The organism is Flavobacteriales bacterium (assembly GCA_026129465.1).
Taxonomy (GTDB): domain Bacteria; phylum Bacteroidota; class Bacteroidia; order Flavobacteriales_F; family PHOS-HE28; genus PHOS-HE28.
On sequence record JAHCIA010000001.1, the window covers coordinates 3462111 to 3476718 of the forward strand.

General features: G+C 63.3%; 9 protein-coding genes. 7 read left to right on the plus strand and 2 right to left on the minus strand.

The genetic code is table 11. The features are described 5' to 3' along the window. The first annotated feature begins 71 nt into the window (after window positions 1–71). Complete coding sequence (locus KIT10_14730; GenBank protein MCW5900517.1) at window positions 72–2705, plus strand: valine--tRNA ligase; 2634 nt, start codon at window positions 72–74, stop codon at window positions 2703–2705. A gap of 199 nt (window positions 2706–2904) precedes the next feature. Beyond that, window positions 2905–7149, plus strand: coding sequence for a PKD domain-containing protein (locus KIT10_14735; GenBank protein ID MCW5900518.1), 4245 nt, complete (start codon window positions 2905–2907; stop codon window positions 7147–7149). Between the two features lie 129 nt (window positions 7150–7278). Here KIT10_14735 and KIT10_14740 read toward each other — a convergent pair whose 3' ends face one another. Beyond that, window positions 7279–9387, minus strand: coding sequence for a T9SS type A sorting domain-containing protein (locus tag KIT10_14740; protein MCW5900519.1), 2109 nt, complete (start codon window positions 9385–9387; stop codon window positions 7279–7281). Between the two features lie 80 nt (window positions 9388–9467). On the opposite strand from KIT10_14740, the gene KIT10_14745 reads away from it, so the two are divergent. The 5 genes from KIT10_14745 (at window position 9468) to KIT10_14765 (ending at window position 13725) form a co-directional block, all read left to right on the plus strand. Beyond that, window positions 9468–10388 (plus strand): exopolyphosphatase, encoded by a 921-nt coding sequence (locus KIT10_14745; protein MCW5900520.1) that lies wholly within the window; start codon window positions 9468–9470, stop codon window positions 10386–10388. A gap of 169 nt (window positions 10389–10557) precedes the next feature. After that, on the plus strand, window positions 10558–11601 hold the full coding sequence (locus KIT10_14750) for an acyloxyacyl hydrolase (GenBank protein ID MCW5900521.1): 1044 nt from the start codon (window positions 10558–10560) through the stop codon (window positions 11599–11601). After that, the gene (locus KIT10_14755; protein MCW5900522.1) at window positions 11598–12341 is read left to right on the plus strand and encodes a DUF2807 domain-containing protein; all 744 of its coding nucleotides are present in this window, start codon (window positions 11598–11600) and stop codon (window positions 12339–12341) included. The genes KIT10_14750 and KIT10_14755 overlap by 4 nt, the downstream gene beginning before the upstream one ends. Window positions 12342–12436: 95 nt before the next feature. Further along, window positions 12437–13009 carry a hypothetical protein gene (locus KIT10_14760; protein MCW5900523.1) on the plus strand — a complete coding sequence of 191 codons (573 nt, stop codon included), beginning with the start codon at window positions 12437–12439 and terminating at the stop codon, window positions 13007–13009. A gap of 143 nt (window positions 13010–13152) precedes the next feature. Beyond that, window positions 13153–13725 carry a hypothetical protein gene (locus KIT10_14765; protein ID MCW5900524.1) on the plus strand — a complete coding sequence of 191 codons (573 nt, stop codon included), beginning with the start codon at window positions 13153–13155 and terminating at the stop codon, window positions 13723–13725. Between the two features lie 18 nt (window positions 13726–13743). Here the strand turns inward: KIT10_14765 and KIT10_14770 are convergent, their stop codons facing one another. Continuing rightward, the gene (locus KIT10_14770) at window positions 13744–14607 is read right to left on the minus strand and encodes a T9SS type A sorting domain-containing protein (protein MCW5900525.1); all 864 of its coding nucleotides are present in this window, start codon (window positions 14605–14607) and stop codon (window positions 13744–13746) included. Between the last annotated feature and the right edge of the window lies 1 nt (window position 14608).

Sequence of the window (14608 nt, forward strand, 5' to 3'; positions counted from 1 at the left end):
CACCGTGCTTCAGCGTTCGAGACGGCGTCCAATCCCTCAACCTCCAACGGCCAAGTACTTTTGCCACCCCCATGAGCGAAACCGACATCCCCAAACGCTTCGAACCCGCCGCCAGCGAGGCGAAGTGGTATGCCCACTGGATGGACAAGGGCTACTTCCGCAGTGTGCCGGACGAGCGTGAGCCTTACACCGTGGTGATCCCGCCGCCCAACGTGACGGGCGTGTTGCACATGGGGCACATGCTCAACAACACCATCCAGGATGTGCTGGTGCGCCGCGCCCGCATGCTGGGGAAGAACGCCTGCTGGGTGCCCGGCACTGACCACGCCTCCATCGCCACCGAGGCCAAGGTGGTCCGCATGCTGCAGGAGCAGGGGATCAAGAAGGGCGAGATCGGCCGGGAGAAATTCCTGGAGCATGCCTTTGCCTGGAAGGAGAAGTATGGCGGGGTGATCCTGGAGCAATTGAAGAAGCTCGGTGCCAGCTGCGACTGGGAACGCACGCGCTTCACCATGGAGCCCGACCTCAGCGAGGCCGTCATCGACGTGTTCATCGACCTGCACAGCAAGGGCCTCGTCTATCGCGGCCTGCGCATGGTGAACTGGGACCCCCAGGCCCTCACCGCCGTGAGCGATGAGGAGGTGATCCACAAGGAGGTGAACTCCAGGTTGTATCACGTACGCTACAAGGTGGAAGGCACGGCCGATGAATGGGTGACCATCGCCACCACGCGCCCCGAGACCATCCTCGGTGATACCGCCGTGGCCGTGCATCCGGAGGATGAGCGCTACGCCCAACTGAAAGGCAGGCGTGTGCTCGTGCCGTTGATCGGGCGCAGCATCCCGGTGATCTTCGATGAGTACGTGGAGCGCGAGTTCGGCACCGGTGCCTTGAAGGTGACACCCGCGCACGACGTGAACGACCACGAGCTTGGGAAGAAGCACGGCCTGGAGACCATCGACATCCTGGAGCCCAACGGCACGCTGAGCGCCGCAGCGCAACTGTACGTGGGCGAGGACCGCTTCGCCGTGCGCAAGAAGATCGTGAAGGACCTGGAGGAGCAGGGCCACCTGGTGAAGGTGGAGGACATCAGGAACAAGGTGGGCTACAGCGAGCGCACCGATGCGGTGATCGAGCCGCGCCTCAGCCTGCAATGGTTCGTGAAGATGGCCGAGCTCGCCAAGCCCGCGCTGGAGGTGGTGCGCGATGGCCGCGTGAAGCTGCATCCGCAGAAGTTCGCCAACACCTACACGTACTGGATGGAGAACGTGCGCGACTGGTGCATCAGCCGCCAGCTGTGGTGGGGGCAGCGCGTGCCGGCATGGTACAATGAGCACGGCGATGTGGCCGTGTGCAGGACCGAGGCCGAGGCCATCGCGCAGTTCAAAGCGGCGGGCCGGAGCACCACCGGCATCAGGCAGGACGACGACGTGGTGGACACATGGTTCAGCAGTTGGCTGTGGCCCATCAGCGTGTTCGACGGTTTCAAGGACCCGGTGAACAAGGACATCAAGTACTACTACCCCACCAACGACCTGGTGACCGCACCCGAGATCCTCTTCTTCTGGGTGGCGCGCATGATCATGGCGGGCATGGAGTACAGGCACGAGGTGCCCTTCAAGAACGTGTACCTCACCGGCATCGTGCGCGACAAGCAAGGCCGCAAGATGAGCAAGAGCCTGGGCAACAGCCCCGACCCGCTGGAGCTGATCGAGAAGTTCGGCGCCGATGGCGTGCGCACCGGCATGCTCTTCTCCTCACCGGCCGGCAACGACCTGCCCTTCGATGAGAGCCTCTGCGAGCAGGGCCGCAACTTCAGCAACAAGATCTGGAACGCGTTCAGGCTGGTGAAGGGTTGGCACATCGCGGATCAGGAACAGTCCGAAGCGAACGCCGCCGCCGTGGCCTGGATGCGCAGCCGGGTGCAGCGCGCCACCACCGAACTCGATGGCCTCTACGACCAGTTCCGCATCAGCGAGGCCTTGATGACCACCTACAAGCTGATCTGGGACGACCTGTGCAGCTGGTACCTGGAGAGCATCAAACCGCCCTTCGTGGACGGCGTGGCGCAGCCGATCGATGCCGCCACCCACGAGGCCACCATCGCGCTCTTCGAGGATGTGCTGAAGCTGCTGCACCCCTACATGCCCTTCCTCACCGAGGAGTTGTGGCACCACCTGCGTGCGCGCAAGGAAGGGGAGGACATCATCGTGGCCGCGTGGCCGAAGGGTGGCGAAGGCGATGCGAAGCTGGAGGCCGAGGTGAAGCACGCGTTCGATCTGGTGAGCGCCGTGCGCAACACGCGCAACGAGCGCGGCATGAGCCCGAAGGATGCGCTGGACATACAGGTATGCGGCACCGCACCGATGCGCGCAGGAGTGTCCGCCCTGGTGAACAAGCTGGCCAACGTGGGTGCCATCACCGCCGTGGAGAAGGCCGGCGAGGGTGCCGTGACCTTCCTCGTGGGCACCACCGAGTATGCCATCGACCTGGGCAGCAACGTGGACCCCGCCGCTGAAGCGAAGAAGGCCGAGGAGGAACTCACCTACCTGCGCGGATTCCTGGCCAGCGTGGACAAGAAGCTGGGCAACGAGCGCTTCGTGGCCGGTGCGCCGCCGCAGGTGCTGGAGAACGAGCGAAGGAAGAAGGCGGACGCCGAGGCGAAGATCAAGGCGCTGGAGGAGCGGTTGGCGGTGTTGCGGTGAGGCGATCCAACGGAACGATCACGGCATCCTCCAGTATTGGGCCGTGAGGCGTGCAGCGCGGAGTACCATCGCCCGCTCCGTGGGATGGTAGGCATTCTTCAGGGTGCCGTGGTTATAACCTTGGTTATATTGATGAAGCACTTGTACCGGGATAGGTTCGGGGTGTACCAACGCGCCGATATCCAAACACCCGATGGCCATGCGGCAAGTCCTACCCCTTATCCTCGTACTCTTGGGCCTGCAGCACCTGCACGCCCAGCGCTTCATCGGCCTTGAAGTGGCCAGTGGCAGTGTTCGTGACCAGGCCAACACCAACTTCCCCATGGCCAGCAACGCAGCCGGGGAGGTGTATTGCGCGGTCCCCTTCTACGAGCCCGTCACCATCGGGAGTACCACGTTGGATCCGGTCCAGAGCCAATTCGATGACATCGCCCTTGTCAAGCTCTCGCCCACCGGGGAGGTGATCTGGGCCAAGGCTTTCGGCAGCAACAACAGCGACATCCCGCTTCGGCTTGCAGTGGACGGGCTGGGACAGGTGTATGTGAGCTGGACATGCGGCAATGGCGTCAGCTACTACTTCGACGAGACCGGAACAAATACCAACTTCCCCAACATCGGCGCGCCCTTCTACGGATTCACTTGTTTCTCCGCGGATGGTCTCACGCTATGGCATGAGCCCGGCGCGTTCGGGTCGCCTCAACTTGCTGCCAGCACGGATGAGCCCGGCGTATTCGCCGTGGACCAAGGGGCGATCCGCCGGCTGAACGCGCAGGGCGATGTGCTCTGGCAGGTGGTGCCACAACCGGCGAACAGTCTCGTTCCCATGAGCGTGACGGTGGCGGGTGACAAGCTGGCCATCGGTGGATATGGCGGCCACAATATGGAGATGGTGACGGTGGATACAGTGACCACGAACGTGCAATACTTGCAAGGTGGTGTTGTCTTCCTAATGGACACCTCCGGCTCGGCGCTGTGGGGGCGATCAGTTGGAAACTACAATGGCTACGATGAGCGAATTCGTCACATCGCCATCGATCTGGGCGGCAATGCGGTCTATTGCGGGCTCGATGCCTACACTGGCTCGTTGAGCTTCGCCGGAAGCACGCTGGTGAACTCTGCGGGCGTGGGCAACAGCATCACACCTGTCTTGAAGTTCGACCTGGAGGGCAACGAGGTCTGGGGGCGCTTCGCGTCCAGTCCGGGTTCGGCCATCGACCTGAACGCCATGGCCCTCGCACCCGACGGTGGCGTGTGCTTCGGCGGGCGGATGGCGCAGTTCCCCGTGGAGTTCGGCAGCATCAGCATCGGCATGACCAATGGCTCGCCGAAGGCCTATCAAGCCAAACTTGATGCGAATGGCGATGCCGAATGGTTCAAGTATGAAGGGACGCACGGTGGCCCTGGAGTGAACTCCATCATGCGCTGCATGCTTCCACTTGCCGATGGCTCGCTGCTCACGGCCAACTATTTCTGGAGCTCGTTCTCACCACCGGTGAAAACCGGCTGCCTTCAAGCCCCGAACCCGAACAACCAGGGCATGTACTTCAGCCGCGTGGATCCGAACGACACGGAACCGCAGCCCGATGCGCTGTTCACCCACAGCATGAGCGGCGACCTCTTCTTCGGCCGCGCGTCGGAGCAGGAGCTCCCCACCACCTTCAGCTGGACCTTCGGCGATGGCGGCACCGCGGTGGGCGAAGGCGTGGCGCACGTGTTCCCCGATGTGGGCAGTTTCGAGGTGTGCCTGACCGCGAGCAACACCTGCGGCGCCGCTCAGCACTGCGTCTTTGTGGATCATCCGGGCTTGCGGGCCATCACACCCACCAAGGGCGGACAGGGCGCCATCGTGAGCGCATTGGCTCTCGGCGGTGGCTTCATGCCAGGTACCACGTGGAAGCTCACGCGCACCGGCGAGGCGGACATCCTGCCGAGCGATGTCACCGTAGGCAATAGCGCCACCGTGTTCGGCCGCCTGGACCTGCAGGGAGCGGCGCTGGGCCTGTGGAACGTGGAAGCCACCTTGCCTGGCGTTGGCACCTTCACCCTTCCTGAAGCCTTCGAGGTGGAACCACTGGAACTGGCGCGCATCAAGGTGAACATCACCGGGCCGATGCAGGGGCGCACTTTCCTGTGGGGGCAGTACAACATCCGTGTGAGCAACACGGGCAACGAGGACGCCGTGCTGGTGCCGCTGCACATCCGGGTGCCGGATGGCGTGGAGGTGGAATGGTTCCAGCAGGTCATCGACCGGCACAGCGTGCCCAACATGGAGAGCCTGAACACCGAATTGGACCAGATCGGAGGCGACTACGACCAGCTGCGGTTCAGCAGCCCGGGTTACGGCATCACGCGCATGGAGATGGTGATCCCCGTGGTGGGCGCCAACAACTACAACGACTACATCGTGCGTCTGCGGAGCTTCACGCCGATGCACATCACCCTCACGGCCACGGCCATGAAGCCGCTGATCGGCTCGCGTGCGCTTGCGGATGGAACGGTGATGCCGTTGGCCTCGCCCTACACCAACTACATGGAAGTTGCCGCGGAGTGGGTGTACGACAGGACCTTCCCGCGCGACCAGATCTTCAGTTCGGTACAGAGCGTGATCCGCAACTATGCGACGGGGGCGGGTGGAAGCATCGGTGGCGTCGGCGGCTGGCCCATCGGCATTCCGAACCCGCCGCCGGGTCAGATCGGTGGCATCGGCGGTGTGAACCTCGGTCCCATCGGGAATAGCGGGGGAAGCGGATCGGGCTATGCCACACCGCCATTCATCATCACACCTCCGCGTCATTGGGAGCAGAGCGGTCCGCAACCGCCCGTGCCCCCGCCGCCACCGCCACCTCCGGTGGGCCCACCTCCGCCTCCGCCCGCTGCGCCACCACCGGCACCGGAGTGCGGCTTCAACGGATGCTGCGCGGGAGCGTGTGGTGGTTTCGGCGGCGATTGGCCGTATGGCGACGGCGGCGGGCAGCAACCCGAAACGCCACCGGAGAACGTGCCCGTGGAACTGCCCCCGCCATCCGAAACTCCTCCACCGCCTCCGCCAGAGACACCACCTGTGGAACCAGGTTCGGGAGAGAATGAACCCGAGAAACGTCAACCGATCATCATCCCCCCTGATCCACCTGCCGATCCCGGCGATCCCAACCCCGACGCAGGCTGCTACACCGGCTGTAGCTGCTCCGATGGCGCGGGCAACGCCAGCATGGAGTCCTGCTCCGAATGCGCACCACCGCCCGACGGCACGTGCGACGATGACGACGATGGTGGCGACAGCATGAGCATCGACCCCACCTTGGGCGGCAGCTTCGACCCGAACGCCATTCATGGCCCACGGCGCAACGGCGGCAACTACCTGAACAACTACCTCAACCATGCCTACACCATCACCTTCGAGAACCTGGCTTCGGCCACGCTGCCCGCGCAGCGCGTGGTGGTGATCGATACGCTCGACCTCGCGCGCTTCGACGCCCATAGCTTCCGCTTCCTCACCGCCACGGTGGGCGACAGCGCCACGGTGTATCTGGAGCCGCGCGTGTGGAACGGCAACTACCTGATCGACATGACGCCGCAGAGCGGGCTCTACGTGGGCATCCATCCGACCTATGACCCAGCCACCGGCATCGTGCGCGTGGAGTACATGAGCATCGACCCGCAGACCATGGCCTTCCCCACCGATCCGCTCGCAGGTTTCCTGCCGCCGAACACGGTGGCCTATGAAGGCACGGGCAGCCTCTCCTTCATGGTGAACTATCGGGGCGACATCGGCCACGGCGATGCGATCAGCACGCGGGCGATCATCTACTTCGATGACAATGAGCCCATCGTCACCAACACGTGGACCAACATCATGGACCGCGTGAAACCGACGGGCAGCGTGCAGCTGGAAGTGCTCAACCCCGGCAGCGACACGCTGAGGTTGGTGACCACGGGCATCGACGACCTGAGCGGCCTCGCCTACCAGCACGTGTTCATCTCGGTGAACGGCCACCAGTTCCGCCGGCTCATCGCCACCACGCAGGACACCATCGGCTATATCGGCTTCCCCGGTGAGAACCTGCGCTTCTTCAGCCGCGCGGTGGACAAGGCCGGCAATGTGGAGGATTATCCCGTGGAGTACTGGAACAACCCGGATGCCGCGACCGATATCGTCACCTCGATCGCCTCGCCTAAATGGTCGGGAGAGCTGCGTGCGCAGCCCAACCCTGCTCGCGATGCGTTCACTTGTACGCTCGCACTCCCCGAAGCTGCCGAAGTGCGTATCGAGTTGCTGGATGCCATGGGCGGACTCGTAATGCGTCCCAACGGCGACCAGCCGGTGCGCCTTGCCAAGGGTGAACATCGCTACACCATTCCTGTGCAGCATCTTGCCTCCGGCGTGTACATTCTCAAGGTCGCGCTCCCAAATGGGATCCATGCGACCAAGGTGATGGTGGAGTAGGTCGAGGTCAAGGGGCGGTCTTCGAGGCCCTGACATTGCCCAGGATCCTTGAAACAGGAAAATGACCGACGCCGAAGCGAAGATCAAGGCGCTGGAGGAGCGGTTGGCGGTGTTGCGGTGATCACCAGGTCACTGCTTCACGAAACGCACCGTTCCTGCCGAAGTGCGCAGCAGATAGGTCCCAGTTGCCAGTGCCCGCACATCGAGCTGAATGCCTTGTGCGATGAGCGTTCCGGATACATCCACGATGCGACCATCCACCGCCATCACAGTGAAGTTTCGGTCCGCGCCATCGGGCAAGAGCACCTGCAGCACATCGGTGGCCGGGTTCGGTACAAGTCGGATGGATCGTGATCCAGCAATGCCAGGCCCAAGCGCCGTGCTGGTCTCCACCACATGCTCGGTGGTGTTGGTGACGATCGGCTCGTTGAAGTCGAAGTAGATCGCGGCGGTGTTGGGGATCACATCACCGGGCAGCAGTCCGGCCACGGGCTTCAGGCGGAAGGACACGAAGCCCTGGCTGCCCAGCAGGTCGGTGGTGCTGTCGGGCAGCAGGATGTCATTGAAGGTGAAGACCAGCTCGCGTCCCTCGCCGAAGGAGGGCACGAAGGCGTGCGATGCATCGAGGATGTCCAGCGACAGGATGTCGAGCCGCGTGTCGATGTCGTCGCGGATCACCACGGTGAAGGCGGTGTCGGTGCCGGTGTTCTGGAAGCGCACCAGGTAGTCGATCCACGTATCCTCAGCGAGGAAGAACTGCGCTGTGGCACCGCTGGCGTTGGCCCAGCCCTGCTTGTCGTTGGGGTCGTAGCTGCCGGTGATGGTGACGCCGATGACAGCGGTGTTGTTGCTGAGGTCCTGCTCCGGTTCCGCATTGGTCACGGTGGCGGTGTAGGTGAGCACCTCGCCCAGCAGGTCCAGATCGGGCGGCACGTTGGCGTGGAAGATGAAAGAGACCTCTTCGAAAGCGCCAAGGCCCGGGTGTGTCCACTGCCCGTTGGCGGGTTGCGCATCCAGCAGGAGCGGATCGAAGGCCAGGGCGATGTCCAACGCGCCGCTGGGGAAGAAGGACATGTTGCGCACCTTGGCCCATACGGTGGTGGGAAAGCCCGGACGCGCGGCGATGGTCGTGAGCGTGATGCGCACATCATGCGGCACGGTGCTCAGCAGGGCGAAGTCCACCACGGCGGCTGGTTGCAGGCCGGTGAGCGTGAAGGGCTGCGGATCGTTGGCAGGGCAGACCTGGTCCATGTCATCCGCGGGTAGGCCGATGGTGTATGCGCCGAGCCCCATGTTGAGCTGGTACTGGCCGCCAGGTCCGCTGATGGCGTATTGCTCATTGGGACCGATGGCGAGCACGCGGCCCACGAGCGGCACATCGCCGGTGCCGAGATCGCAATCCTCGCCGGCGTCGTGGTACACCATGCCGTTCACCGAGCCGCATGGTGGGTCCAAGGCGGGGATGGTGAAGCCGGCCACGATCTCGCAGTAGAAACTCCAAGGCGCTCCAGGCTGGATCAGTTCCGCGGTATAGAATCCGGCTGGCAGACCGGTCACCATGCACGGACCTTCGCCGCACGCCACCCACTGCCCGCCACCGGGCCCGATGAGGTTGAGGCCATAGTTGCCTCCCGGAAGCGTGACATTCAACAGGAAGCCCCCATTGGCCTCACCGCCACAGGCCGGGGAGATGGATTGCACCTGATGGACGAAAGGTTGGACCATTCCGATGGACTCCGACGCCGTGCCGGTGCATCCGTTGGCCGAGGTGCCGGTGATGGTGTATTGACCTGGGTTGGAGACGCTGAAATGGTACCCATTCGGAGGGTCGAATATGGGCGGTGCGCCGTTGTCGGGTACAACGGTCCAGGTGAAGGGCCCATTGACCTGCTGCGGGTGGGGTTGCACCCAGATGTGTCCGATGCCACCGCACTGGATGTTGTAGCTGGACATGAAAAAGGTATTGAGGCCGTTCACCGTGGCCGAGCCTTCCACGCTCTCGCCCAGGCCGTCGGTCACCGTCACCGTGTAGGTGCCGGGCAAGAGGCCATTGATGGAGGAGGACGTCGCGCCCGTGTTCCAGGAATAACTGTAGGGTGGTAGTCCGCCGAAAGCCACAGCGCCGATCTGACCATTGGACAGCCCGCAGGTGGCATGCTGGACATTGAGGTTGACCTGGACCGCCAGCAGTTGAAGAGGCAGAAGAGCGATGGCACTTGCGGCGATGGTCCGGATCATGGTCATTTGGTATGCTTGCAAGACGCACCAGATCGGCCAAGGTTGTGGGGGTCATCGTTCGTGCGGTCTACATTCGTCGCATGGACCGCGAGCTCACCTACGCCGCCATCGACATCGGATCCAACGCGGTGCGGTTGCTGGTGGGCGAGATCATCGAGCGTGAGGACCACCCCGTGGTGAAGAAGCAGACCCTCGTGCGCGTGCCCATCCGCTTGGGCGAGGATGTTTTCGACAAGGGTCCCATCAGCGATGCCAAGCGCGACTACCTGATCAAGACCCTGAAAGCCTTCCGCCTGCTGGGCGAGGTTTACGGCGTGCGCAACCTGCGCTGCTGCGCCACCAGCGCCATGCGTGAAGCCACCAACCGCGCCGAGGTGATGGTGCGTGTGGAGATGGAGAGCGGCGTGCACATCGAAACGATCAACGGGCGCCTGGAGGCCGACCTCATCGTGAGCACCTTCTGGACCCAGGACCTGCTGAAGGACCGCAGCTATTTGTACATCGATGTGGGTGGCGGAAGCACCGAGCTCACCTGGCTGGAACGCGGGCAGCGCGTGAAGAGCGCCAGCTTCAAGATCGGCACGGTGCGCACCTTGAAGGACAAGGTGAAGCCCCATGTGTGGGACGAGCTGCGTGCCTTTTTGGAGGAGCTGCGCGAGGAGCACGGCCCCATCATGGCCATCGGCACCGGCGGCAACATCAACCGCATCTTCAAGGAGAACGGCAATGCTTTCGGCGAGCCCTTGCACACCGAGGACATCCGCCGCCAACGCGATCGCATCGCCTCGTACAGCTACGAGGACCGCATCAAGCTGCTTCGTCTAAGACCCGACCGGGCGGACGTGATCATCCCTGCGGCGGACATCTTTCTGCGCATCCTCGACCATGCCGGCATCGAGGAGGTCTTCGTGCCCAAGGTGGGCCTGGCCGATGGCATCATCTACGATCTCTACATGCGGCACCGGGGGCGGAAACGGTACAAGGTGATGGCGGAGGTGTAGCGGGTTGGACGTTGAGTGGTTGGAGCTTGTCCGTTGTCAGGCATGGGCCGCGATCGTTCCGCTATCCTTTCAGCGCCACCTTCACGTCGCAACGCTTGAGGAACTGACATTGGACATCTGATAACGGACAACCCCACACGCCGTGCGCCTCTCCTACCTCCTGTTACTGATGATGCTTCCGATGGCGCTTCGCGCCACCGACAGCACACGCTGGCAGCTGGGCGCGCGTGTCCAAGGGGGATTCCTTTCACCGCACCACGAGAGCCTGTGGATCATGGTGGACCGCCACGCGTGGGCCATGGAGCTGCATGCCGAAAGACCCTTCAGTGGGCGGAAGCCCTGGCATGGGAACTTCGCAGGTCCACGCTGGGGCATCGGGGCCATGTGGCTCGATCCGGGCAGTGACGTGTTGGGCCCCGCTTTCCGGGTGCTGCCCTATCTCGTGCTTCCCATCACGCCCGGTGATGCCTGGCAGCTGGAGTCGCGCATCGGCTGGGGCCTGGGTCTGGTGCGCGATCCCTTCGACCGCGTGGACAACTACAAGCAACATTCGATCGGCAGCCGTCTGAACCTGGCCGTGCAACTGGCCATGGTGATGCGCCGGTCCTGGGGACCGCATGCGCTGGAAGCCGGTATCGCGCTTGACCACCTGAGCAACGGCGCCATGCAACGCCCCAACCTCGGCATCAATGTCATCACGCTTCAAACCGGCTACACGCGCCGGCTCGGTGCATCCGCTCCGGTTCACGTCGCCCGCGACAGCAGCGGAGATGCCAGGCGAATGGGCTACTTCGTCATGGCCAACGTCGGCTGGAACGAGGTCTTCCCAGTGGGCAGCGGGCGCAGGCCGGTGATCTCGCTTACGGGATCGGGTTACCGGTGTGTGAGCAACAAGAGTTCGATAGGCTTCGGCGTGGACCTCTTCCACAAGGAAAGCCTGCGCATCGCCGAGCCTGATCTGGCGGACAGCCCGGCCACCGAGTTGCTGCAAGTGGGTGTGCATGCGGGCTACAACCTGCTGCTGGGCGACATGGCCCTGCAGTTCGAGACCGGCACCTACCTGCGCACGCCCGTGGAGGAGCGTGCGGCCATCTACACACGCGTGGGCATGCGCCAGCACCTCACCCCGAAGCTCTTCGCCAACCTCAGCATCAAGTCGCACTTCTTCGTGGCCGACCACTTCGAGATCGGCCTCGGCTACCGCTTCCGATGATCGGGCGTTTCACATCCATCCTGCTGCTCGCACTGCTGCTCGTCGGCTGTGCGCGTGAGAACATGGACGATTGCATCACCAGCGCCGGGCCGATGCGGGTGGAAACACGTGTGGTGCCGGATTTCCACAGCATCCGCCTCAGCGGCCGCGTGGACCTGGTGATCACACAGGACAGTCTCGCCGGGCCGTCGGTCACCGTGGAGGCCGGCCGCAACCTGCATACGCACATCATCACTGAAGTGGCAGGAGACGAATTGCGCGTGGACAACACCATCCAGTGCAACTGGGTGCGCAGCATGAAGGAACTGCCCCTGGTACGCATCACCACGCCCCACTTGCATCGCATCACCTATGCGGGCATCGGCGATATCACCGCCACCACACCGATCCGCGCCGAGGTCTTCCGCTTCGAGCAGTTCGAAGGGCAGGGCGGCGTGCGGCTGGAACTTGCGGTGGACACCTGCTACATCGGCCTGCACACCGGCGTGGGCGACATCACCCTCACGGGCGCCACGCATACCGCTCATCTCTACACCGCCAATTTCGGCCATCTGGACGCGCGTGCGCTGGACGCCAGACTCGTTCTGCTGAACAGCACCGGCAGCGGGGATATCCGTTGCGTGGCGCGCGATGCGCTCTTCGCGCAGCTCTCCAATGCCGGCGATGTGTACTACGCGGGCGATCCACCCGTGGTGGAGGCGAGCGTGACGGGGAGCGGCAGGTTGATCAAGGTGGATTGAAGCGTGTTCGACGTTTCCAAGGGATCTGATGGACGGCTCCACCGTGTGATCGCCGGGCCTCCAACTACCGGCCCAGGCGCGACCTTCGCGAAGTCATGGGCATGAAGGCGATCAAGCGCAAAGCGGCGGAGCACCTCGGCTACGGGCTGCCCAAGCAGCAGACCTTCGATCTGCTCATGGCCGAATTCCCCGAAGCCAAGCCGAAGAAGGTGGCGGAGCTGCTTCGGTACATGCCCACGTTGTGGGCCAGGGAGCGGTATCGCGGCATGCACCTGGCCCTGCTCGGGCTCATCGCCGCTTCGGCATTGCTGCGCATCCTGGGTCCCGTGTGGCAGAATACCATCCGGTGGGACATGCCCACGGCCTACCTCAGCCTGGTGCCCATCGCATCGTTGCTGGTGGGCTGGAGCATCTACCGCTGGAGCGGACCGGTGTTCGAGTGGGTGGGATGGGGCAACTTGTTCGGGGCTACGACCCTGATGAGCGCGTTGGGTGCTCTGGCCAAGGGCAACGGCGATCCGAAAACCATCTTGGCAAGCGCATTGACCGCCGGGATCGGCGCGCTGGCGCTCTACCTGGCGCACAAGGTCTTCGCGAAGCCGAAGGTGGAGAAGGATCCGCTGGGTGGGGCGGAGCGGGTGGTGTTCCCGGAGGAGGGGATGACCTGAACGGTCGGTACGATCGAGAACGTCCTTTCTTGCGCGCGGCCTTCCTGCATATGGAGTACCGCACCCCCTCGTATTGACGGACGGTCCCTCCGATCCATCACTGGGGCGATATCCGCCAATGAGATCCGGAATTTTGCCGAACCATGGCAAGGAAGGCGATCAAGCGCAAAGCATCGGAACTTCTGGGTTACGGCCTGCCCAAGCAGCAGGCTTTCGATCTGCTGATGGCCGAGTTCCCCGATGCCAAGCCGAAGAAGGTGGCTGAGGCATTGCGTTACATGCCCACCTTGCATGTTCGTGAGCGTTACGGCAAGCTGCACCTGCTGCTCTTGGCGGTCATTCTCGCCCATGCGTTGCTCCGCCTGCTGCCCACTCTGCTGAACGTGGAGGTGGACTTTGCCAATACCTATCGCCTTATCGGTCTGGTGCCCCTCGCCACATTGCTGTTGGGCTGGAGCATCTACCGCTGGCAGGGCGAAGTGATGATGTGGGTGGGCTGGGCCAATGTGGCCGCCCTTGGCACGGTGGTGAGCAAGAGCCACGTCTTCGCACGCGGTGAAGCCGATGCGCTCTACATCGCGTCCATCGCATTGCCGGTGCTGGTGGGCGTACTGGCCTTGCTGCTGGTGTACCTGGCCTTTCCGGGCTACAAGGTGGAGAAGGATCCGATGGGTGGTCCTGTCCGCGTGGTGTTTCGGGAAGAGGGTTTGGCCTGATGGATGCACAGCGTGCGCCTACCGCTCCTTCATCCACGTCGCCCCCATCACCGCACCCTGCTCATCACGCACGGTGATCCGGTACAACCCGGCAGGCAGCCTTTCCGTGGCGATCATCGGCCAGGCATCGGCGGTGCGCTGTTCCAGCACCATGCGGCCTGTGGCATCGAAGAGGGTGATGGTGTGGGGGCTAGGAGGAAGATCGAGGGTGAAGTGGGTGGTGCCGGGGTTGGGGAAGGGCACCGGCGGCACATTCGCCGCGACAGTTCCGATGGATAGTGTGTAACCACAGTCGGTCCCATCCACTGTGCTGAAGGATAACCCATCATCGCGGTAGCATCGCATTCCGGCCCAAGGTTGGTCGGTAATGAACCACGACCACCCATTGAGGTAGTTGATGCTGAAGCCCATGCGTTCCCTCAGGGTATCCGGTGGCATCCAATCCCACTCGCCGCGCTGAACGATGAGTTGCCGAAGCGGTATGCCACCGATGAGCACGGTGGAGGTATCGAGCACGGTGATCCTGTAGAACGGGTCATCATCCAATCCTGGACCGGACCAGTATTGCCCGGGCGAAGCACCGAACCACATCAAGGTGTCGAAGGCATTGTTCCAGTCCCAGACATACACGATGTCATCGGCATAACGCGTGAGTATGGGGACCGGAACGGTGAAGGACGTGTAGTCGCTGGATCCCCAGGGCGCGATCACATTCGTTTCGCGGAGCTTCTGTGCCACGAAGCCACCCACCAGCGAGTCGCCCTCGTAGACCACCCGGGTGATGCCGTAGCGGTCCATCATCACATCCACGTAGTCATGTGTCCATGTGGCACCCGGCGGGCACCAGCTTTGGGCGCAGGCCAGCAGCGGCAGCAAGGCCATG